17 protein-coding genes are annotated in these 23,079 nt (G+C 57.8%); 7 read left to right on the top strand and 10 right to left on the bottom strand.

The genetic code is table 11. The features are described 5' to 3' along the window. Positions 1-260: 260 nt before the first annotated feature. On the bottom strand, positions 261-3,584 hold the full coding sequence (locus tag ACSQ2Z_RS07100; protein ID WP_436080538.1) for an ATP-binding protein: 3,324 nt from the start codon (positions 3,582-3,584) through the stop codon (positions 261-263). Between the two features lie 473 nt (positions 3,585-4,057). On the opposite strand from ACSQ2Z_RS07100, the gene ACSQ2Z_RS07095 reads away from it, so the two are divergent. The 3 genes from ACSQ2Z_RS07095 to ACSQ2Z_RS07085 all read left to right on the top strand — a co-directional run bounded on the left by ACSQ2Z_RS07095 (position 4,058) and on the right by ACSQ2Z_RS07085 (position 9,573). Then, positions 4,058-6,367 carry a tetratricopeptide repeat protein gene (locus tag ACSQ2Z_RS07095; RefSeq protein ID WP_436080537.1) on the top strand — a complete coding sequence of 770 codons (2,310 nt, stop codon included), beginning with the start codon at positions 4,058-4,060 and terminating at the stop codon, positions 6,365-6,367. 543 nt (positions 6,368-6,910) lie between these two features. Next, positions 6,911-7,120: a hypothetical protein gene (locus tag ACSQ2Z_RS07090; RefSeq protein ID WP_436080536.1), complete on the top strand. Its 210-nt coding sequence runs from the start codon at positions 6,911-6,913 to the stop codon at positions 7,118-7,120. Beyond that, a complete protein-coding gene (locus ACSQ2Z_RS07085; protein WP_436080535.1) occupies positions 7,117-9,573 on the top strand; it encodes an AAA family ATPase in 2,457 nt (818 codons plus the stop codon). The genes ACSQ2Z_RS07090 and ACSQ2Z_RS07085 overlap by 4 nt, the downstream gene beginning before the upstream one ends. A 42-nt stretch (positions 9,574-9,615) precedes the next feature. On the opposite strand, the gene ACSQ2Z_RS07080 is transcribed toward ACSQ2Z_RS07085, so the two are convergent. The 9 genes from ACSQ2Z_RS07080 to ACSQ2Z_RS07040 all read right to left on the bottom strand — a co-directional run bounded on the left by ACSQ2Z_RS07080 (position 9,616) and on the right by ACSQ2Z_RS07040 (position 18,505). Beyond that, positions 9,616-10,272 carry a hypothetical protein gene (locus ACSQ2Z_RS07080; RefSeq protein WP_436080534.1) on the bottom strand — a complete coding sequence of 219 codons (657 nt, stop codon included), beginning with the start codon at positions 10,270-10,272 and terminating at the stop codon, positions 9,616-9,618. Positions 10,273-10,389: 117 nt separating this feature from the next. Further along, complete coding sequence (locus tag ACSQ2Z_RS07075) at positions 10,390-10,749, bottom strand: hypothetical protein (RefSeq protein WP_436080533.1); 360 nt, start codon at positions 10,747-10,749, stop codon at positions 10,390-10,392. Between the two features lie 4 nt (positions 10,750-10,753). After that, positions 10,754-11,533 (bottom strand): FRG domain-containing protein, encoded by a 780-nt coding sequence (locus ACSQ2Z_RS07070; protein ID WP_436080532.1) that lies wholly within the window; start codon positions 11,531-11,533, stop codon positions 10,754-10,756. Continuing rightward, positions 11,530-12,690: a hypothetical protein gene (locus tag ACSQ2Z_RS07065; protein ID WP_436080531.1), complete on the bottom strand. Its 1,161-nt coding sequence runs from the start codon at positions 12,688-12,690 to the stop codon at positions 11,530-11,532. Before ACSQ2Z_RS07065 ends, ACSQ2Z_RS07070 begins: the two co-directional genes overlap by 4 nt. 340 nt (positions 12,691-13,030) lie before the next feature. Next, on the bottom strand, positions 13,031-13,633 hold the full coding sequence (locus ACSQ2Z_RS07060; RefSeq protein ID WP_436080530.1) for a 7-cyano-7-deazaguanine synthase: 603 nt from the start codon (positions 13,631-13,633) through the stop codon (positions 13,031-13,033). Continuing rightward, a complete protein-coding gene (locus ACSQ2Z_RS07055) occupies positions 13,630-14,811 on the bottom strand; it encodes a PfkB family carbohydrate kinase (RefSeq protein ID WP_436080529.1) in 1,182 nt (393 codons plus the stop codon). The genes ACSQ2Z_RS07060 and ACSQ2Z_RS07055 overlap by 4 nt, the downstream gene beginning before the upstream one ends. Next, positions 14,808-15,206, bottom strand: coding sequence for a hypothetical protein (locus ACSQ2Z_RS07050; protein WP_436080528.1), 399 nt, complete (start codon positions 15,204-15,206; stop codon positions 14,808-14,810). The genes ACSQ2Z_RS07055 and ACSQ2Z_RS07050 overlap by 4 nt, the downstream gene beginning before the upstream one ends. Before the next feature lie 55 nt (positions 15,207-15,261). Then, positions 15,262-15,861 carry an 8-oxoguanine DNA glycosylase gene (locus ACSQ2Z_RS07045; protein WP_436080527.1) on the bottom strand — a complete coding sequence of 200 codons (600 nt, stop codon included), beginning with the start codon at positions 15,859-15,861 and terminating at the stop codon, positions 15,262-15,264. Positions 15,862-16,834: 973 nt separating this feature from the next. Next, positions 16,835-18,505 (bottom strand): AAA family ATPase, encoded by a 1,671-nt coding sequence (locus ACSQ2Z_RS07040; RefSeq protein ID WP_436080526.1) that lies wholly within the window; start codon positions 18,503-18,505, stop codon positions 16,835-16,837. A 186-nt stretch (positions 18,506-18,691) separates the two neighbouring features. Here ACSQ2Z_RS07040 and ACSQ2Z_RS07035 point away from each other — a divergent pair, with 186 nt between their 5' ends. From ACSQ2Z_RS07035 to ACSQ2Z_RS07020, 4 genes are all read left to right on the top strand, one after another. Continuing rightward, positions 18,692-19,438, top strand: a complete 747-nt coding sequence (locus ACSQ2Z_RS07035) for a hypothetical protein (RefSeq protein ID WP_436080525.1) — start codon at positions 18,692-18,694, stop codon at positions 19,436-19,438. A 230-nt stretch (positions 19,439-19,668) separates the two neighbouring features. Continuing rightward, positions 19,669-20,769: a GSU2403 family nucleotidyltransferase fold protein gene (locus ACSQ2Z_RS07030; RefSeq protein ID WP_436080524.1), complete on the top strand. Its 1,101-nt coding sequence runs from the start codon at positions 19,669-19,671 to the stop codon at positions 20,767-20,769. Positions 20,770-21,010: 241 nt separating this feature from the next. Further along, complete coding sequence (locus ACSQ2Z_RS07025; RefSeq protein ID WP_436080523.1) at positions 21,011-22,843, top strand: DNA cytosine methyltransferase; 1,833 nt, start codon at positions 21,011-21,013, stop codon at positions 22,841-22,843. Beyond that, positions 22,840-23,070, top strand: coding sequence for a hypothetical protein (locus tag ACSQ2Z_RS07020; RefSeq protein ID WP_436080522.1), 231 nt, complete (start codon positions 22,840-22,842; stop codon positions 23,068-23,070). The genes ACSQ2Z_RS07025 and ACSQ2Z_RS07020 overlap by 4 nt, the downstream gene beginning before the upstream one ends. The last annotated feature ends 9 nt before the right edge of the window (positions 23,071-23,079 follow it).

The raw sequence follows: 23,079 nt of genomic DNA, 5'->3' as shown, positions 1-23,079 counted from the left end.
GTCGAGATCGACGGCAAGATGGAAGCGCCTCCGCGCGAGATCGTCGGCCTCGGAGGTCAGAATTCCGCATTGAGACGGTGATCAGGGGGTTACAACCCCGGCTTTGAACTGGCTGCGCCGCCCTCGAAGGCACGCCGCGCCTCGTCACGCCAAACGGGGAGCGGTCAATTGCAGGCAAGGGATTGCGCACGGAACTGTCTTATGGAGGTGGCGCTCTTGAACCATGTCTACACCGAGAGGACAAAGCACGGAGAACTACATCATGCCTTTGAGGTGGAGCAGCGCTCGAGTGCTTTTCGAGCGGTGACGAGGTCAACGATTGGGAGCTTGGTCTCAAATGTGTCGATTACCGATTGCAGTCGGGTCTCGGCCTCGTGGGCACAACCTTGCCGCGTGAGAGCGAGCATCAGTTGCGTCGTGGCGCGGAGCTCAAAAAGTCGCGCTTGCTGGCGCTTGGAAGTGGCGATCGCTGTTTCGAACAGGTGCACGGCCCCCGTTAGATCATTTCTGCCGACCGCGATCTGGCCACGGAGGCGAATACATTCTGCTTGGTGGGACGCCTCGTCTGTACCAAAAACGAGGGCATCGACATCATCAAGCATTTGCGATGCTTCTTCGATGCGACCCGCCCGCATTAGAAGGTCACAAAGGGCGCACGCCTTCTCAGGCGTATGAAAGACGACCCCCTGCCCACGCCAAAGAAGCATGCTATCCCGGACGTCATCGATCCCGTCGTCCAGTTCACCTAAATGCGCGCGGGCATGGCCACGCCACCTAATGCCGCTGCTTCGACGTGCCATGTAGCCATGCCGTTCGCAAATGGCGACGATCTTCGTGGCGTGCTCCAGTAGTTCCTCGTATTGACCGAGTAGCGCGCACAATTCGCACTGGGCGAGAAGATGCCAGGCGAGTTCGAAGGGCTTTTCGAACTGGTCAAAAATTCGGATCACCTGCTTTTTCGCTTCGACTGCAGCATCAAAGAAGCCCAAGAGGATAAGCGATCCAGTGAAATATTCCTGAGCAGAGACGCGTTGATCCGCGCCAGCGAGCGAAATGCGATGATCGGGTTCGACCCGATCAATAAAATCCAAGGCCGTGCGCAGGGCCTCCGATGCCAGCGGTTGTTCTCCCCGATTGGAATGCGCGATCCCCTTTGTCGCCCAGAGGCCGCCGAGATAGGCCTCAGGAAGGAACTCGGCACAGTTTGCAAGCTGCTCTTCAGCGAGCGCCAGATAATCGTGGTTGCGTCCAGTGGCATAAAAATACGGGGCGAGTGAAAGCACAACGTCACACTGCAGTTCGACCAATGGAGCGTTCGCGGCGGCAAGACGGGCTTCTTCGAGCGTCTTCCCGAGACGCTCGGATCGATATCCTTCAGCCTGCATCAGGGCATTGGCCATCGAAAGGTGGAGACGTGTCACCCGTTCGGCGTCGTCGGACACGCCGCCAAGCCTCCTGCTGCAGTCGATAGCGCCGGCAAAGTGTGACACGGCTTCCTGGGTGGCAGCTCTTGCCAAGGCCGCATCTCCGGCCTTTTGCCAGTGATCGAGCGCGCCCGCAAAGTCCCCGGCTTCCTGGAGATGGTGCGCGAGAAGCTCCGGATTGCGCTCTACCGCTTCGCTGCGCAGTTCTGCCAGGGCGGCAGCGATCCGGCGATGCAACTCAGCCCGTCGATTGCGAAGAAGGGTGCTTATGGCCGCATCCTGAATCAACGCATGCTTGAACTCATAGCTTTCACCATGGGAATCCTTCTGCGGATAGATAAGTCCGGCCTCGATCAGGTCGCGCAGTGCCCGTTGGACAGTGTCGGCATCTCGTTGGCTGACTTTGGTTAGAAGATCAGCGTCGAACAGGCGGCCCAGAAGCGCGGCTGCCTGGATTATTTGCCGGATTGGCGCCAGACGGTCCAAGCGGGTGAGAAGAGCGGCCTGCAAGGTCGCTGGTATCTGGAACGTAGTGCCGACATCCATATGGTCCTTGTTTTCGGCGATCGACTTGGTTAGCTCTTCGATGAATAGCGGCACTCCGTCCGTCTTGGCGACCAGTTGTGCTAGCATGGCCTCTGGTAGCGCACGGGATGCCACCCCACGGATCATGGCTTCGGTCTCGCGATGGCTGAGCCTAGCGAGTGGCAGGGTCGCCATATGCGAGGAGTTCGACCAAGGGGCTCGGAACTCCGGTCGGGCGGAAATGAGGACGAGGAGCCGCTGGCGAACCATGCCAGAGAGCAGTTGACCAACGAGTTCTGCCGTCGAGGGATCAATCCAATGGGAATCCTCGACAATTAGAAGCGTCGCCCTTCTCCGCTGCATCGCAGAAACAATCCGTGACAGTGCGAGGAAGACGGCCCGACGCACCTGCTCAGCATCCGAGGGCGTCGTGTGCGTCCCCAGTTCAAAAGGTAGGCCCAGAAGCTTGGCAAGCGGTTCGGCTACCTCGGCAACATCCAGATCGAGGTCAGCGAGAAACTGTCGTAAGCGCTCCCACGGTTCCCCGGTGCCTTGTTTGCCGGTCGACGCCAGCGCCCGATGGAATTGCTGGATGACCGGCCAGAGAGCGCTGCTCCGATGTTGAGGAGAACAATAGAAGACAATCTCGAAGTGCGGCGTTTCGCTAAGCCGCGCACGAAGCGTCTGCAACAAACGAGATTTCCCAATGCCGGCTTCTCCCTGCAGAAGCACCGCCCCGCCTTCGCCTTCCATCGCGTGCTGCCAACGCTTGGTGAGAAAGTCTAGTTCGGCCTCGCGGCCGATGAGGGAGGTCAAGAATCGGCCAGTTCTGGCTTCGAACCGGTTGGGTGCGCTACTGGGGCGCAGCACCCGGTAGATTGCGGTCGGCGCGCTGACGCCCTTGAGCACCCGCGGCCCAAGCGGTTCGACCTCGAAGAGGCCTTCGACGAGGCGCAAGGTTGCGTCACTCATGACGAGGCTGCCCGGCGGCGCCAAACCTTGCAGGCGTGCCGCAATATTTGGTGCTTCGCCGACTATGCCGTCCCGAAGCTGCTTCTCGCCGGCTCCCATTTCACCAACCACAACCTGGCCGGTGTGGACCCCGCAGCGGGCTTCCAGACCATCACTCCGGAGCTCCGCCAACGCTGCCAAGATGTCCATTCCCGCCTGGACTCCACGCTGAGCGGAATCTTCCTGGGCTTTCGGGTAACCGAAATACGCGGTTACGCCATCGCCGATGAAAAGTCCGATTTGTCCTTCGTTGCGCTGAACGACATCTGCGCAAACCTTCTGAAATGATAGCAGGAGATCTCGGAGGTCTTCCGGGTCTAACGTCTCCGCGAGGTGAGTTGAGCCGACGACATCACAGAAAAGGACGGTTAGTTGGCGTCGCTCCGCAGGCTCAACTTCCGGAGCAACCTGACGCGAAACTGGCAGCGTCTCCGCGCCGTCGTCGTTGGACAACTCTCCAATTGCCTTAAGCAGGCGCTTGCGTGCGCCAACGGTCAGACCGGCCGCCGCGAGGTCGGCATCTGTCAGTTGGGGCAGGATATCGCATTCGATATCCTGTGCGAGTAGCGCGGCCGCATAGCGTCCGAGTCCCCGCGACTCCAGCCACTCACGAAGATCTGTCATACCGGCCCCCATGCCGAGTTCGACGTAGCCCCCTCAGGATACTCCTATCCTGAGGGTTAGCCAGCAAAAGGGGCGGTACCGACGCCGAGCTAGGTTTCTGAATCGGGAGTTACAACCACTCGCCCCGATAAGGTCCAGGTTCGACTGCCAGGTTGCGGGATCGCCTTTTGGGCCGGTCTGGCGATGCAGCGAGCCGTTTCCGGTGAGGAATCAGAGTTGATATCCCGCTCTGGTGGTGGGTACGACATAATTGCGAATTTCTCTATAGAGGTTTTTGTGGCATTTGCTCCATAATGCCGCGAAGGTCCGTTATTGGCCGCCCTGAGCGGACAATCCGACAAGGTCCAATCCAGCCAATAAATCTGGCACGAGCGCGGAAACGAGTGTAGCCTTCGGAGGTTGAGAGGTTGGGATTTCCCCACCCCTGAGTAAAGCAATAGCGAGGCCATCTACACCCTCTGGAGAGCATGGTTATGGAAGCAGTTCGCGCGGAACGGCGACTGGTTGCAATCCTTGCCGTAGACATTGTTGGTTATTCGCGACTCATCGAAGCTGACGAGGCCGGGACCCTGGCAGCAATGAAGGCGTGGCGTCGCGAAACCTTCGATCCCTTTCTGGAGAAGTATCACGGACGCATCGTGAAACTTATGGGCGACGGAGCGATCGTGGAGTTCGGCTCCGTCGTCGACGCTGTCTCTTGTGCAGTCGCGTCTCAAAGCAGGTCCGCAGCATACCAAGCGGATTTCGCATCCCAACATAGACTTCTTCTCCGTATGGGCATCAACCTTGGCGATGTCGTCGTCGACGGGGATGATTTGCTGGGCGATGGCGTCAACGTCGCAGCGCGGCTTGAACAAATGTGCGAGCCGGGAGGGCTTTTCGTATCCGGCACTGCTTTCGATCACTTGCAGGGCAACTTCGATTTGCCGCTGGAATTCATCGGCGAGCAGCATGTGAAGAATATCCAGCGGCCTGTCCGTGTCTACCGGGTGAGGTTTGACGGAAATACCCCGCTCCCGCGCTTCAACGTCAGGAACTTTCGCCGTTGGAGAATGCCGGCTGCTTTGGCCTTTTTACTCCTAGCAAGCGTCTCCGCGGCATGGCTGGTGCAGAAGCGCGAGAATGCCGACGCGGCTTCCGTTGCGCATATGGCCTTTCCGCTACCCAAAAAGCCTTCGATCGCTGTCCTGCCATTCGAAAGCTTGAGCTCCGATAGCGAACAGAGCTATTTCGCTGACGGGATGACCGACGACCTGATCACCGAACTCTCAAAACTGTCTGGCATCTTCGTGATCGCGCGCAACTCGACCTTTGCCTACAAAGGCAGGTCCAACAGTGTGCAGCAGGTGGCGAAGGACCTGGGCGTCCAATACATTCTGGAGGGCAGCGTACGTCGAGAGGGAAACCATGTTCGCGTCAATGCCCAATTGATCGACACGATCGACGGACATCACCTCTGGGCCGAGCGCTATGATGGTGAAATGAGCGGCGTCTTCAAGCTGCAGGACAGGGTGATAGGGCAGATTGTGTCGACGCTTTCTGTAAGGCTGACGAGTGCCGAACAGAGCGTCGAAGCACTCCCAGAAACGACGAGTCCACAAGCATACGATGCTTTGCTTCAGGGCTGGGAGCATCTTCGCCGTGACAACGAGGCGGAAACAGTGACGGCCACCGCTTTCTTCCAGAAGGCGATAATATTCGATCCGAACTATAGCCGCGCCTATGCGTCGTTGGCGGCAGCAAACTGGAGGGCCAGCGTCTTATCCTTGAATATTTCCCGTAGGGAGAGCGCCTCCCGGAACCTTGACAGAAATCTTGCGAAGGCCATGGAGAATCCTACGCCGCTTGCCTATGCGGTATCAGCGCAACGGCTGGCTGAGCAAGGGCGTTATGATGAAGCATTCTCTGCCATCGAAAGGGCGATGAAGCTCGCCCCGAATGATCCCGACAACCACGTCACCATGGCGCGTGTTCTTAACTCGACGGGACATGCCGCAGAGGCAGAACAGCAAGTGCGTCGGGCGATGAGAATTGATCCTCATCCTCCGCAGGCAACGCTCCGTATGCTCGCGATCACGCTCTTTTCACAAGGCAAATACGACGAAGCCGTCCAAACCTTTCAGCGTGTGATCGAGAAGAAGTCTGATCTCTTGCCGGATTACGCTACGATGATATCGAGTTACGGACATCTCGTACGCACCGACGGCGTGCAGGTGCTGATCGACAAGTACAACAAACTTGCTGTCTCCTTGATGGTCGATCCGCTCACGGTCCAGGAAAGTGCATTTGGTTGGTATGGCAACGTGTTCAGCTATCATAGGCCTTACATTGCGCGCTTGCAGGAAGGGTTGCGCAAGGCCGGCGTGCCCGAGGGGGCAGGCACCGACCTTGCTTTTGACGACTACGCCAAGTTCATGACGCTGACGAAAGGCGAACTCAGTGTCGCCAAGACAATAAAGATCGATGTTGCGGAAGCGAGGACGCTGCTCGACCGTGGTGTGCCCTTCATCGATGTGCGTGCCCCACAGAATTTTGACAACGGCCATCTGCCAAAAGCCATCAACTTGTCACTGGTCACCGACCTTTCAAAGGAAAGTCTCGCCAAGGTAGCGAGCAAAGAAGACGAACTCGCCTTCTATTGTCAGGGCAGACGTTGCAACTATGCCGCCTTTGCGTCGGCGAAGGCGCATGCCTGGGGATACACCCACATCTACTATTTTGCCGGAGGTCTTTTGGAGTGGGAAGACGAGGGATTTCCGCTTGTAATAGAGGTCAAGAGGTAGCGAGGCAGGAATTGTCACGTCAAGTTAGAGATGGATTATTGCCATCCGCATCTCAATGACTGCTTGTTGGCGCTTTTCGGACGCGGTCACTCCCGAGCAGACCGTCGGCTCTCAGGAACTCGATCGTTTGCTCTGAACGACCGAGTTGCGGGCGCCAAGCTGCCGCGGCGTCTCGACAGCAAGGGGCACGGAAGCTGACAGTCCACTGCAATGACACGCAACGCGAAAAGCAGACATATAAGCGCTCGGCGCCAAGGTCTCCTTCTCTCAAATCAGGGTCTGATTGCGCTCCTGAAGCTTGGCCCGGAACGCGGTGGGCCGGAAAACTATCTCGACGAGCGCATCTGGGACTTCGTGGTCTCATTGCCCAGATAGCTTGCGGCCTGGCCTGTGCTTTCGCCTTCGACACATCGGTCTTTCATGCCGCGCCCTCCACGCGCGTTCCGCACAACTGCGCGTACTTGTGTCGCATCAACCAAAGCGCGAATGTCACCTTGAGGTAAGCGGTTTTCCTGCTACTTTGATTGTGTTGGGGGAAAAAAATTGGACACAACAGAAAATAATGACGGCACGACCGAGCCGCTAGTAAAAGTGAAGTCTGTCGCCGCCACTATCCTTGGCGAGTTTTTTGATGTCCTGCAGGCAGAGGAAGGCTTCGAGGAAGTGACCCCCAGACTCCGCAAGGTCGTCCTCGAAGACGGCGTCTTTGCCGAGCCTTCGATCCGCGCAGCTCTGTTTCCGGACGCATCATGATCCGGATCGACAAGATACATATCAAGGAATTCCGCGGCATTCGAGATCTGACTCTCACCCTCAAGGGTCAGAACTTCGCGGCTTGTGGTCCAAACGGAACCGGCAAGAGCGGAATCGTGGATGCGATCGAATTCGCTCTCACGGGCAATATCTCGCGCCTAGCCGGCACTGGGACCGGCGGTCTATCCGTCAAGGCTCACGGCCCCCACGTCGATAGCCGCAACAAACCGGAGGCTGCATCGGTTACACTCGATGTCATCATCCCATCGCTGGGTAACAAGAAGGCGCAGATCAGCCGGTCCGTGAAAACGGTGAACGCGCCGCAGATCAAGCCCGCCGACGAGGACGTTATAGCCGCCTTCGAGAGCGTGAACCTCCATCCAGAATTCGTCCTCTCGCGCCGCGAGCTGATCCGGTACGTGCTTTCGGAGCCTGGAAACCGGTCAAAGGAAGTCCAATCGCTGTTGCGTCTCGACGATATCGAGAAGCTGCGCGGCGTCCTGCAGAAGATCGCAAATTCCTGCTCCAGAGACTTGCCTGGCTTCGAACGGGCAGAGAATGACTCCATCACCAATCTGCTGGCTGTCCTCGACACGCCACAGCTCTCCAAGAAATCCGTCCTGGATTCAGTCAATCCTCGTCGCGAAATCTTAGGTCTTGCGCCGCTTACCGACGTGGACGCCGCCACATCACTCAAGGATGGCTTGACGACCGCCACGGCAATCGCACCTGGGCGCGTTCCCAAGGTTCAGGCGACAGCCGACCTCGCGACGCTACGGGAAGCGCTGCAGGCGCTCCAAACGGATCCCTTCGAACAAGCATGCGCTACGGCTGAGGCAAACGTGGCCGAGCTCGGCAAGGACGCGGACAGCATCGATGGTCTGTCTCGTGAAACCCTCCTGAAATCTGCCCTGGAGCTCTATGACGGTTCTGCTTGCCCGGTCTGCGACACCCCGTTCGAGCCGGACGCGTTTACTGGTCACCTGGCTGGAAAGCTCGCGCATCTTGAGGATGTCAGCAAACGACGCGCTGCGATCGAGGCGGAACTGAAGCCGATCCTCGATACGGTGCACGCCGCGGGCACGGCCTTGAACACCATGATCGAGCACGCCGGCTTGTTCTCACCGAAGATCGACGCCAGCGCGCTCGTTGAGTTCAGGGTTGCTCTTCGCGCCCGATACCAGCAGCTCCAGAAGCTCCTGCCGCTCGACGACACCCGTGCGATCCTGACCACGGTCCACAGCGTCCCGGACCTGGAGCCGTCGCTAACCGCGCTGGCAACTGCGATTGCCGCAATTCCGGAGCCTACCAAGCAGGATGCGGCGCGCGACTTCCTTGTCCTCGCGCATGAACGACTGAATAACTACCGAAAAGCCCGACAGAAACACGCGGCCGGCCGGGTCCGCGCAGATCGGGCAACGAAAGTCTCGGATACCTACGGCACCGTGACTACGGGCGCTCTCGAAAAAATCTACAAGGACGTCGAGTCGGCGTTCGCAAGCTACTATCGCAAAATCAACGAGGACGATGAGAAGGCGTTTTCGGCGAAGCTGATACCCTCCATCGGGAAGCTAGGTTTCGACGTGGACTTCTATGGTCGCGGTCATTTTCCTCCGGGCGCCTATCATAGCGAGGGTCATCAGGACGGGATGGGGCTTTGCCTCTATCTCGCGCTCATGAACCACCTGCTCGGCCAGACCTTCACGTTCGCCGTCCTCGACGACGTCCTGATGTCGGTCGACTCCGGACATCGACGTCAGGTCTGCACGCTCCTCAAGGAGATGTTCCCGAACACGCAGTTCATTTTCACGACCCACGACGAGATCTGGTTGCGGCATATGAAGTCGGAGGGTCTGATAAAAGGCCGCAACTTCGCGCACTTCCGGACCTGGACCGTGGATCTCGGACCGACCGAATGGGACGATCGCGACGTCTGGACCGAGTTGGAAGAGCATCTCGTCAAGAATGACGTACGAGCCGCGGCGGCGCTGCTGCGCCACTACCTCGAGCACTTCGCCAAGGAGGCTTGCGACCGCCTGCGTGCGAGCGTCGAATTTCGCGGTGACGCACAGTTCGCGCTGGGCGATCTTCTCCCCAACGCGACCAGCACGTTGGGTGACCTGCTGAAAAGGGCCAAGGTCGCGGCCAACTCCTGGAATCAGAAGGATGTTGTCGAGCGGATCAGCGCGATCGAGGCAGCTTACACCGAGGCGAAGACCAAGACCGGCTACGACAACTGGCAGATCAATACGGCCGTTCATTTCAACGAGTGGGCCGACCTCCAGAAAGAGGATTTCACACCTGTGGTCGCCGCGTTCCGCGGATTCACCAGTTCGTTTGGCTGCACCACCTGCGGCGAGATGTATTTCGTGGCTCCCGATCGCGGCAAGAAGGAAGCTTTGCGCTGTGGGTGCGGAACCTTGAACCTGAATCTCTTGCAGAAGGGCGGCTAACTACAGCCGCCCGCCGATTTCACGGACAAACCACGAAATCTGTCACACCTTCTTCTTGAGCAGCGACGGGCTGCCTACGGACGCCATCTTCCTATAACCAGCCCGATCGAAAACAGCGGCAACGGCCTCTCCCACCTCTGCCAGCAATGCTGCCGGCGGGTTGTCATCCGGAACAAAGAGGGCGGTATATTCGACAGCCTCCTGACGCGTGATTAGCGTCACCGCGTGGAATACTGCAACCGCCTCCGCCAGCAGTGCCTCGTCCTGGCAGTCGATTTCGACAAACACGCCGCGATCGTCATCGTACTCATAGACGCCCGCGTCATGAATGAAGGAGCTTAGGGACTGGCTGGACGGGTCCGAGAATTTGGCTGCGAACAGTGTATCTTCGTAGCGACCGGAAGGTCCGCCGTAGAAGTCATGCCCAAATTTTTCGGCTGCAAGATCGACTGCCGGCTCGATCGACAACAGGCTCATGTAGCCGGTCTCAACCGGCGTCCCGTCGTTCCCAAGGCTCTCAGTCACCAGCCCGAGTGCGACACCTGAAGCGTCCAACGCGGGACCGCCGCTGAACCCACCCCGCGCCATCGCCGAGGCGATGAAGTGCAGGACAGGTGCGTGACGCACGCGAACCACGGCATTGCTCTGTCCGAGCGTGACGATCTGACTGGGTACTGTCGTGAACGGAACAGGCGGCAAGGGCCATTCGGAACACAAACCGTTCCAAAGTGCGAAATGAGCCAGTTCGCCGCTGGCACGCACCCAATGAAAGCTGCAAGACTTACCCAGCGCGCAGCGCGGTTCATGCCGCCAGAGCTAAAAATCAGAGGCATCGTCATCAGCAATCTCACCATGGAATGACGACGTATCGACGGTCATGTCATCGATGACTGGGTCGGATTCAACTACCCTACCGTGGAAGGTCCCCGGAAAACTTTCTGACGTCTCCAGCGGGTCATCCGTGTTCATTCCGTAGCGCAGGACAACATACCAGGTCAGAGGGCCCTCAAACTGATCCCCGTCGAACCGGATCTCATTCTCGAAGGTCTCTACTGTGTCGATCTGCGTTGATGTCGAAAGCAGGTCGAGATCCGACCAGGCCTGCGTGTCCTGATGGTCCATCGCTTGCACGGCCTCAACGATTTTCCGGCGCAATATTTGGTTTTTGTTATCCATTCCGTCACCCGATCATCGGAGTGCCAATGCCGATCCTTTCGATATAGCGCCACTTCAATGTCTCGCAGAGACCGCCGATATCCGGATAGATGTGACTTTGATCGATGCCCATCTTGAAGAGCGTTCGTCGAAACCTTGACCGCATACTGGCCGGAATGACGAACTTGTCAGCATTCTCCGGCAGCCATGCCTTATCCGGCCGATTGTGAACTGAAAACAAGCCACGCTGATTTACGATCCGCGGAGCCGATTTCGCTGGCACGAGAAACATCACGCGATCGATGGAGAAGGGATCCGGATCCTTTATTGGATCTACTATATCCTCGGACGGAATATTGACCGTATGGACGACCGCGTTTTCGTTTTGCCTACCACTTGAGATCGCGAAATAGCAGGCAACCAAGGGGTTCGTGGTCCAATCCAGCAGGCGAGTTGGAAGTCCATGGTGCTGGGCGACCGCGAGCCAATTCCAGTCACCCGTTATAGGAAGTTGGAACATTGGCCCCGCTGATTGCTGGAAGGCGCGAAAGACCCTCTCCTCGTGTAGAGTCGAGTACACGGCCGGCGGTCGCCCGACGGTCGGAATGAACTCGTGCGCCTCAGAGCCGCACCCTCGAAAGACTCGCATCGGATGTGCTTTTGCATCGATAAACTCGATGAACTTGATCCAGCGGGCCTGCGTATCGCGGACCATCACCTCATACTCAGTTGGTCCTGGCGCGCCATGCGGACGCTTCTCGACCGCGCGAGGCAATGGCTTCCGGGATGGTCGAATTGTCGTCATGGTAATGGGCTCCGCATAGCGTGATATAGAGCACTGGGGAAGTCACCTGCTATGCGTGATGCGGGAAAATAAGACTGAACCACCCGTCGGTCTTGCTCTGGCCAGAACACTACCTTTGGCTCTCCTACCCGCGCGCGTATTTCGTCACTGATCGCGGGCCTCTCGCTAGATCCGATGATGAGCAGGTCAATAGGCCCTTCCGCGCGGATCTCACCTTCCCAGTCGAAGTAAGTAAACGCGGTCGAGCCGCCGAAACTCCTGATCAGGATCTCAGTCTGCATGACGAGCGATTTCGCCTCAAAGCGTCCAACACCGAGGAGCCGCAAATCATCACCAACTTTGCGACTATGGCGAAGATCAGATAGCCGCGACGGTGGAAGTAGCGGTAACCGAGCATCCTCGGCAAAGAAGGCAATGCTTCGTGCTGCGAAGTCTGCAGCTTCCACAGGCTCCAAACCAAGCTCGCCCCATGCATGCGCGAAAGCCGCTGCAAGAACGTCCCCGACGCCAATACGGAAATAACTTTCGGCGGCGTAGCTCTTTATCGCGATCGGAGACCCACCAAAAAATACCTGAAGTCCTCCCAACCGATCCTTTGTTACGATGACTTGGGGAGAAGGCTTGCTATCAAAAATATTTTGCGCTGCCGCTGCGAGATTGTCATCTGTTTGAAGTGCATCGCCCAAGCCGCCGAAACCGAGAAGCTCCTCCTCCGAAAGGATCATTGCCAATCTATCTGCAGTCGAACCATTCGCATGGAATTTCGCGTAAGAGTTTTGTGGGTCGTAAACAACTGTACGGCCCTCGACCTTGGCAGTTCCTTCCATGAACCCAAAACGCAGAACGACCTCACCTTTCAAAGTGAGGGGCTTTTCTTGCTTCGTATCTTGAGGAATTTCTGGAATGGAGGACTTCTGCAGCGTGTCGAGATACTCGAAGATTAGCTCGTGCCTTGTTTGCACCAATTCCCCGATGATGCCGAAACTGGAGAGGGTCGCCTCGACGTCGCTCTTCCAGATGTTCGGCACATAAGTGTGGAGCACCGTGCCTTCAGACAGCCCGCTAGCTGCGATGGCTGCGCGCACACCCGATCCGAACAAGCGCTCCCATTTTGGGTACTGACAGCGTTCAAGATACGTACCGCCAGCGATAATCATGCTCGTATGACCTCTACCGAGCAACGAGTAGCGGAAGCAAATTCGACAACCGCAATGTAACGTGCTCCGTTATCCACGCAGGCGATCAACTGCGCGAGTCCCTGAAAGGCTGCCAGTGTCCCGACGACCCGGCCGCCATTCGTCACGCAAACAAGACTGCGCCACTTTCCATTCTGAGAGATTTGGACAAGCAGCGCATCGCCTGTTTCAACGCCGTGGACTTGGTCCAGCCTAACACCGACAAGATCGACATTGAAACGAAGGTTACAGCCGTCCTCCAATACGACCAGCCTCCGGCTAGCCGCGGCTTGGCGGATACCCTTAGGTGCATACCCTGCCATCAGGCGGATCCTCTTTCTGAATGCGGATAGGCCGTCTCCACGCACTCGCGGTGCTTCAGGCAACCATTGCACTGACCGCACGCATATTCATGGACGTGGCAAGAAAAGGTGAGGCCGATCAGGTCGTATGGAAAGCCTGATGTGCGCAAAAGCATCCTTGTCGACATCCGTCGCGCCGGCGCCGTGACCCGCAAATGTCCTTCCTGTAGCGAGAGGGTACGATCGAGGGCTTTCAGAAAGGGCGCCTTTCCATCAGCGTGCTGGTCCGTCGATACGGAACCAAGGATGATTTCCGTGATCCCCTCGGGCATGAGTTTCATGGCCGCGAGTGTCACCAGCATCTGATTTCTATAGGGCCAGAACTCTTCGGCCGACGCGCCGTCCGCTACCGTCTTCGCTGCCATTGAGCCCGATCCGAGCGACGAGAGATCTGCGTGAATTACGCGGTGCTCGAGACCAATCTGGCTGCATAATGCGGAAGACGCTGCAACCTCGCCTTTGGCTGCACGCTGGCCGTAGTCAATCGTAACGCAGACCTCTGGCTTCAGCCACCATGCTAGGGCAGAAGAGTCTAACCCACCCGAGAACAAGAGTGCCCTCATCTCAGAGAACTCCAGACCGCGCCGTAAACTGCCGTGGTGAAATCGTCGGTTATCGTGCAGCCAGTTCCCTCCAACATTGTCAGGCTCTCGGGTCGCGGTGCTTCCGCGAGAGCCACAACAGGAATTCCGAGACTTCTAGCATAGCCGATCTCGAATAAGGTTCCGGCATCCTCTCCGTCTACGATGGCGAGGACCGTATTGCAGGACCGCAGTCCATCCAAGTCTTTACCCGCGATGTAATCGGAGCCACCGAAAGCACCCACGTCATGAATTGGCGAAAACGTCGCTCCACCGAGCATCGACAGGCAGTCACGCATCTCATCGACGAGCCATCTCTGCGACAGCGTGAAAAAGGGCGCGGCGATGTATATTCGACCGGCCGCTTGTCCAATGGCGTAAGGAACCAGATCCTCAAGCCCCTCAAGCGAAACTTGCGTCCCACGTGTTGACACATAGCGGGCGACCGCCCGCGAGGCGAAATCGGCGGCCTTCACCGCCGGCCATTCGCGTTCGCCCCACAGGTGAGCGAAGACAGCGCTGAATATGTCGCCTGAGCCCAGCTTGAAAACAGCTTCCGATCGGTAAGCTGGAATTTGTATGTTGCCGCCTGGCTGCATGACAACGGCTCCAAAAGGGCCGCGCTTGACCACAATGACGTCGGCGTTGAAGCGTTGGCGCGCGAGTTCGTAGTTCCAGATGTCACTGCTGCCGGCGCCATACTCGAGTTCCACCTCATTGAGAACCACCGCAAGTTCTTTTGCTGTAGAGCCATTGACGTGGAAAAGGAGGGCAGACGAAGGGTGCTGGGGATCATAAACCGCGCGCCTTGCGGTTATGATAGCATCGCCCTCCACCATACCAAACCTCAGGACGACGTCGCCATTTGCAGAAAGTGGAGGCAACGGACTGTCAGCCGCTCCGACAAGTTCCGACGTGGAAAGTGGATGGAAGTAGTGAAACGCAATATCGTAGGTGATCTCGCTAAGATCCGTCGTCACTCCGAGTCCGTGCATGGTCTGCCGCACATCCTCTGCCCACCCGCTATAAGCATGGGCCACGAGGTGAGAGCCTTGCGACAGCGCGGACAACGCCACGGCGGCGCGCCCGGCCGACCCAAAGATCCGCGACCAATGAGGGCGGACGCATTCTTCACGATAGACACCGCCGACAATGATCATGCCGTACGTCCACCGATGACGTGGCAATGACCTTGGCCGAGTTGAGTGACGGTTACGGCGTACTTCACTCCGCTTTGGAGACATTCGAGGAAATTCGCGTAGTTCTGAAATGCGGCGAGCGCGCCAACGATCATCTCGTCGGATCTGATCGCGACTGCAATTGGATGCCTGCCCACAAATTCCGTGGCAATCCGGAGAACATCGCCCTTTGCGAGGCCGGAAAGCGCAGGGAGGCGTATCCCTTCAAGGTCTGTATCAATGCGGATATCGCATCGATCAGCGCCCTCAAATCCGCCCAGACCAAATCCCGCAGCATCTTTGCCAACCGACGGCTTCGGTGCGTTCGAATTCTCGGCGCTCTGACGAATAGTCTTTTGTTTGCTCTTGCCAGCCATCGAATCAAGCCCCCATTGCCAATTCTAGGAGATCGCTCGACAGAAGGTAAACAGGTTAACTGAATAGTATACGCATATCCCGCCACATAATTGCGTCAAGAAGTGACGCCCTCACTTCGATCGCCCTCGCAAAATCGAGAAATTTCTTTTCGAGAGCTTCGTAGTCTTTCGGCAAGCTATATTTTTCAGAGAACAGTCCCATAAGTGTACCCGCCCGAAGAACATGAACATCAAGGATGGCGACATCATCGCTCCCCAAAAAGTTCCTGACTATCCAGGACGCCGTCTTTGGTCCAATACCGGGTAATTCCATTAGCTGTTGGCGAAAGATCTGGTGGTTGTCGGTCTGCGGTGGGCGCTCGCGGATCGAGTTTAAAGCAACATGGAGCCGATCAGCCCGCTGCCGAGGGTAGCGGTATTTGTGCCGTCTTCCCTCTACTAGAAGCGGCACGCTGAGCAGTTCCTCGATCTCCTGGCGAGAAGGGACCGGATCAGAGGAATAGACGCCGGCCTCATAAAGATGCTCCCATGCGGCACGATTGAGTTCCATCTTCACGCCGTATCCGCCCAGCAGGCAAAACGCCACATCTTCGGCCAGCGGCGTGCCTTTGGGGCTGACGTAGTCTTCGGGATCGTCGGCTTCGAACTCCGCCATCTTGACCCAATACGCTGGGCTGCCTGCCCAACCGCTCAGACCAAAACGTACGCCTGGCACGACTTCGTCATCGGGAAGGAAACGGGGAATAGGATTCGATCTAGCGAGCATAGCTGGAATTGTATATGCAATGCATATGAATGGCAAGATTCCCGAGATCGCTCGCAAGGTCGAGAGCAAACGGCGCGAGACGCTAATGTCTCAGACCGAGCTATCCAATCTGCTGAAAGTCCACCAAGGTCATTTGTCGAAAATTCTGGCTGGAAAGGTGCCGCTTTCAGGGAAGATGCGCCTGCGGATGTCAAGCCTCCTGAGTACTTGGCCACCGCCGGCGTCGAGCGACCCCGCCCTAGAACAAGAGCTTCTTAGGGCAATTCGTCGCTCGAGAGAATTTCAGGAGTTTATCCGCGCAGCTCTAAAAATGCATAACTCTTAGACAAATTATGCATTTTGACTTGTCCGCCTTAGCAACAGGTGATCCCTTGGCGGTCGTATTTATGAAAACGAAAGTACCGAAGCAATCGATGTCCTCTGCTGTAAGCCCAAGCCTTCAAGGCCAGCCTGCCTCCACGGTTACGTAGCTGAATACCAGTCACTCTGTGCTTTTTCGCCGTTTGGGTATTTGCTGCTACGCCTCTTCTTCGCGTGCGCGAAGTGTGAGGAGGACGCTGTCGTTGCATTGACCGCAAGCCTGACGGGTACAAACGAGCTAGCGGTAAGGTGATCATGCTGGCGCCGAGGATGTGCTTTGGCTACTCAGCTCAAAGTCAATCGCCACCATCGTGCAGGTCGACGGCCGCCTCCGGGCTGGCAGCTTTTGGGAAATCGCCTCGGCTGCCTGAATGGCCGAGTTGACGGCGCATTCCGGTCATCCCCCGTATCCAACGCGTTGCGGCTAGACGCCCGTATCGTAAGCGTAGCGTGCCAAAGAGCTTCAGCCTCTTTGTCCGTTCGAGAACGTGTGTGCTTTCCGTTAGCTTGCGCTCTCGATGCCGTCATATTGTGCCACGATGGACACGACCACATTGCCTTCAAGATAACCATCCTCACCAAGACGTCTTGCGACCTCTTCAAGCGAGGTCCTTTTACCGGTCAGCACCGACATCGCCCGTCGAAGCTGACCAGCCATGATGTCAGATACCTCTCGACCGAGTTCCGGGCTTTCCCTTCGCAAATGGTCTCTATCTGTCGCCGAGGCCGAGCGTGCGTACTGTAGTCTTCCTCCCATACCGTATTCAACGATCATCAATGTCGCCAAGTCGGCTGCTTCCGCCAGATCTGACGTCTCGCGTCCGCCGGCACCGTCTGACGACGTTTCGATAACGACTCTTTCCGCCGCCAGCCCCGCCATCCGCATGCAGATCTCATCCAGGTATTGCTGCTTGGAAGTCAACGTCACCCGCTTCTTCTGGAATACGGCGGCCCCGGAATGAGTCGAGTGCTTTCGTACATCGCGGACGACGCCCACGCCCTCCAGTTTACCATACCCGATCGATACCCCCACGACCGCATGCCCCGCTTCGTGGACGCAGGATACCCAACGATCCTGTCCGGTCAGTGGGATCGATTTCGGAAGACAGGACAGCACCAAATCAGCATCGATCGGTGCTGCCAACATTCTCGCCCGACGACGCACTTCCTTCGCCAACCCTGCGAAGTCGGCGCCAGTCATGCCATCCATTGCTACCGCGATGCTCTCGGCAGAAGCGTCCGGAAGATCACTTCCGAAATAGAATCTCGCGAGCCCTACGCGATCGGCGAACCCCGGCGGGCCGATGCGAACCTGCTTTCCCAGACGTCCAGGACGGAGGAAGGCGGGATCGATCTTCTCCAGATGGTTGGTAGCGCCTACGACAACCACGCCTTCAAGCCGGTCGCTGCCGTCGAGGAGTTCCAACAGTCCATTGACGACCTGTACGCTGTAAGTAGCATTTGCATGTGAAAACTTGCCGCGATCGCCGATGCTGTCGAATTCGTCGACGAACAACAAAGCAGGGGTGTTTTTTCGCGCCGCCGCAAACGATCGATGCATCGCGCCCAACAGGTCTCCGAGGTGGCCATGCGACTGCCAGGTGGCTACGGAGGTAGCGATGAAGTTCAAATTGCATGAGCGGGCAAGCGCTGCCGCGAAAAGTGTCTTGCCTGTACCGGGAGGTCCGCTGAGCATCAGGCCGGCGTCGATGTCATTCCACGCGAGCTTGCCCTCCCGCCAGGCGCCGATGTCGCCAACAAGCTGCAGCGCCCAGACTTTGGCTTCGCCATAACCACCAAGCTCCTCAATCCTCGGCGGACCCTTTGACTTCGCCTGCTGGATACGACTGACCCGATCGAGGATTGTCGCTCCCGACCTACCCGGCCGCATAGCCGCGAAGACAAGTTCGAGAGGATGTCGAAGCAACTCCTCCGACAGCTCTTTCGTGAGTTCGACCGAAAGCTCGGTCAATGCCACCTGTCGCAGGTGGCTGGCGAGTACGGGGGAAACAGACGTCTCGCCATCGCATGCCGCCGACAAAGCCGGCGGGATGGCGATCTCGTTTTCGACGATAACAACGGACGGCATTCTTTCAGCGGTGCGATGAATCACCAAGTCGAATTCGAGGCGGCCCTTTTTGTCGCTGTCCGGAGTCAACACCTCGAACCGCATGCCCTCTTCCCTTTCCTTCATGAGTAGCATTGTCGCGCCGACATAGTCGGGTTCGAATGCCCCTTTCGGCAGACGCACGATCCAGAGGGGAACTGGCAGTTCCTTTGGAATCGTCTCGAGGGCTTCCTCGATGGCGAGGGTGTATGTGAGGCTGGCAAGGTCTTTTCCACGGGGGCGCGATATCGCTTGAGACGTTCCATCATCCCCTCCTTAACGCTGATAGCGGCGGAGAACGGACTCTGGTCCGATCGGCGCTTCGTCAAGGTCGGTTTCAATCATCCTGTTGAGGATCATCGACGCAATGCCGGTCATGGCTGGCATCTCGCGGAACAAGTGCCAGCACTCGCCGATATTGAGGGACCCGGCCTCCTCAAGCGCGGCGAGAAGTCTCACCCTGTCATTCAATGGTGTCTTGAAGTTCGCGTATCGCAGCAAGTCGCGCGCATTCTGAAGGCGGTATCCGGATTCGATCTGTTGTTTGCTCACGAAGCGATGGTGAACGCGCGCAATGGCGGCAGCCTCGGACACGGAGGGATTTCCTTCTCGATCGACGGCGTCCATGAAAACCCTGGAGCCATCGTCGAAATCGACCATAAAATCTGGAACGTGAGGGCCGAAATCGGCATGAAGTTCGATGGGCAGACAAAGCCATGCGACAACATGGCGGTCGACATCAAGCAGGCAGCCCAAATCCCTCGCAATGTGAGAGCGAAACATTGGAAAAGCCGAACACCTGACGGTGCCGCGTGGATAGAAGAAGTTGCTATTGGCTTCGGCGTACGCACCATAAAGGGCCGCCGGCATTTCAATACGCGATTGGCTCATTTCGATTACCTCGAATACGAAAAACTGACTGCATCCGCCCTTCGACGGTTAGCCGTTCAACGTATTCGCGATATCCAATGGCGCTCAAACATGGAGAACAAAATATGAACACCGCGCGCAAAGTCAAGAGAGATTTTGGAGGTCGCCAGATAAATTGGGTATCGGCTTCTTTCGCTCAAATTGTCTCACGCAGCCAACGATCCGAAATATGTAGTTGCCGGACCGACCAGCGTGCCCTTTGACACAAAAGCATTTGCTTCAGCAAAGGCAACGAGCAAACTTGCTAAACATTTGGCAGATGACTATCAAGGATCGTTATGAAGCCGCTGGTACCTTTGTTGAGCATCGCCTTCGCCGATCTCGTGGAGAGCGCGCATGAGAAGGCGTTCAACGCTCGCTTTCCCGATAGGGGAACCTTTCATAAGCTGAAGCGCGGCGACAAGGAGTACTGGTACCATGTCATGCGCGACCCCACGGCGCCAAGCGGACGACGGTCATGCTACGCCGGAGTTGTAGGCGATCCAGAGGTCGACGCGCTGGTCGAACGCCATCGCCATGAGCATGCGCGTCACAAGCTTCAAAAGGAAACGGCCTCGATGCTGCGTCGGGCCGGGCTGCCGGCGCCTGATCCCATGGAGGGCAGGCTTGCACAGGCCTTCCAGCGTGCGGGCCTGTTCCAGGCAGGCGCCATCCTCGTCGGTTCCGTCGCGTATCAGGCCTACGGTGGCATCCTGGGCGTCAAGCTGAGCGGTGACCTTCATCGCACGCTAGACATCGACCTTGCCCAGGATCGGGAGATCGCGCTTCACGTCGGCCATACCGGACAGAAGCTGGAAGACTTCCAGGACATCCTGACGGCGGTCGATCCATCGTTCGCGCCGAAGTTCAATTCGAACTATCCAATCGCCGGACCGAGGCGTTATGAGAATGCCGGGCGGTACAAGGTCGACCTCCTGACCGCGCACAAGAACTCCTACCGCGACCGACGAGCGCCCTTGGTGATTCCGAACATGCCGGGCGCCACTCTCCAACCGCTCGATCTCATGGAGTTCCTGATCAAGAACCCGATCCGGTCGGCGCTGCTCTTCGAGGAAGGCGTGGCCGTCGTCGTCCCCGATCCTGTTCGCTGCGCGCTGCACAAGGCGACCATCAGCCAGATGCGCGGCCTGTCCGGCGATGCGGGCAAGGACGTCCAGGATCGCATACAGGCCGCCGAATTGATCAAGGGCATTGAACATGTCGGCCGCACGAGCGAACTCGCGGAAGCTTGGTCGGAATTATGGCGCGATAAGAAACTACGGGCCTTCGTACTCCGTGGCATCCTAGCGCTGCCCGTCGAGGTTGTTGACATCGTAGCACGTAGCGCCATCCGATTTGGGGTGGCGCCTTTCCGCGATGGTGAGGCACCGGCTGTCACGTTTGGTAAATTGTCCCCGTGACCTGCGCGACACCTTACATCGCATGTACTCATTTTTCCGAAAGCAGAATGCTATCCGAATCCTCTGAGATTGCTCACATTTTACGAATACGATTACCGACGCTGAAAGATTTGATGTCGTAAGTTCGTCCCAAATTGGGACACTCCGTATGGCCGATATCGACGTCAAGGCACGGGCACTTTCCGCAGCGCGCCACCGCATCCTTCAGCTTCAGGAGCAGATGACCGACAAGGTCCTGCAGATGGCGGCCGAAGTCGAAAAACTAATGGAAGCCGTCACGGTGCCGGAGGCCAAAGCGTTCTTGAAGGCGCGCTGCAATCTCCCTGCAGTGGAGCTATCCACCTATGTGGGATTCGCGAGAACCCTAAAAGGATCGGAAGACGTCCTGCGAAAGGCTCGGGCGTCATTTCCAGTGATGAAGGCCCTCGTTGCTGCCGACGCCGACGCCCGACACGAAACCCTTGAGCGAATGCAGATCGGCGCCCAGATCGACACCAAGGACGTCGCCTCAATACGACGAAGGCTCGCCGCTGCAAAGCTGACGGTCCAGGAGACGACTGCCGCTCATAACAGGAAGATGGTGGCGACCGCGGCGCGGAAGCAGGTGACGGCTGTGGTCGCCTCGTTTGAAGAGAGGATGCTTTCCTTCACCGACGAGGTGCGGCGCCACTTCACAAAGCGTAGCCAAGGATCCGCGCCTGTTCAGGCAAGTCTTCGTGATCAAGCCGCCGGCCTGCTTGCCGAGCTCGAATCCTTGTTCGGCAAGGAGCAATCCTCCCGTGCCACCACGGACCGGCAAACGGCTTCCTACTGGATCGGCCGCGCTCATCGCGTGCTTGCAGATCTTTCGGCCGGGCGCGTGAACGAGGTCGGTGCGTTTGAGATCAGCTCTCTGATGCCGTTTTCGGGCAGGAACAGAGCCCAGTTCGATGGCCGTCGCCGCACGCCGCTGACCACGCTGCCTAACGATGGTCCACGCGTCCTTGAGCTGTGCGCGGGAGCCGGGGGTCTCGCACTCGGTCTGGAACGGGCAGGATTTCAACATGTTGCACTGATCGAAAATAACAAAAACGCCGTGGCCACGCTCCGAAAGAACCGGCCGGGGTGGAACGTAATCGATGTTGACGTCCGGAAGGTCGACTTCACGTCCTACCGCCGTCGCGTCGATCTTCTGGCGGGCGGCCTCCCCTGCACGCCATTCTCGACGGTGGGCGAGAAAAAGGGCCGGAAAGACCAGAACGACCTTTTGATGGAAGGCGTACGCGCCGTGAAGGAAGTCTTGCCCAAGGCGTTCGTGTTCGAGAACGTCGAGGGTCTGCTTCATGCACGGCACGCGGACTATGTCGCCGAGCTCCTGCGCAAGCTGTCCAAGGCGGGATACCACACGGAAATCCATCGCATCAATACGCGTGACTACGGCGTCGCGCAGGACCGATCACGCATCATGATCGTCGGTTTCCGCAAGGACTTGGGGGGGGCCTTCAGAATGCCACCGAAGTTTCCGGAGAAGGCGAAGAACATGGGCGACGTTCTGGCTGACCTGATGGGCGCGAACGGATGGACTGGTGCGCAGGACTGGATCCGTACAATGCGGGAGCGGGCCGCGTTTGATCGTTTTGGCAGGCAGATCGGCGTCGGGGCGCTGGCCGACACGATCCGCGGATATCAAGGCAGCGCCAAGAACGGAGAAGCGCGCCGCGCGTTGAAAAACGGCGTCTCTTATGCGCCTCCGGCGAAAACCGCGCCGACGGACGAGGATGCCCGAACCGAAGGATTCGTCCCCGGCCTTACGAACCGGATGCGCGCCAGGCTGCAGGACCTCCCGGATGAGTGGGAATTCGTCGGTGGGTTGGGAAGCGTTGCCGATCAGATTGGAAATGCGGTCGCGCCGGCAGTTGGGCAAGCGATGGGACTGGCATTGATGTCCGCATTGAACGGGTGGGAAATTGACTGGGAGGCGATTATGCGCCCTGCCGGCCGGCTCGTGCTGCATGCTCCTCCGATCGCACCCGCCGAAATGCCGATGTTTAGAACCGTTTCGAAAGAAATGGCCGAGGAAGGAAGAAGTCGATGACAATCTCAATCTGGCCGGACGCCGAAAGCCGATTTATGACGATCTCCATAGACGGCACGCTCATCGACGTGGACAATCCGTCGCAAGATATCGAATTCGAGGTTCCCGCCTCTGATGGCGCGCTTATCGCAACGGGGTGTGTTTCGGCGCGGCTGTTGACCCCATCACCGGCGCCGAACGTCGACCCCGTCGCGCATGAAAGTTGCAGCGCCCGAACAATACGTTAGATCGTGTAG

The sequence above is a fragment of the Pararhizobium sp. LjRoot235 genome, assembly GCF_964254145.1.
GTDB lineage: Bacteria > Pseudomonadota > Alphaproteobacteria > Rhizobiales > Rhizobiaceae > Pararhizobium.
The sequence above is the reverse complement of the archived record's forward strand: the minus strand, read 5'-3'. Positions and strand labels throughout refer to the sequence as shown.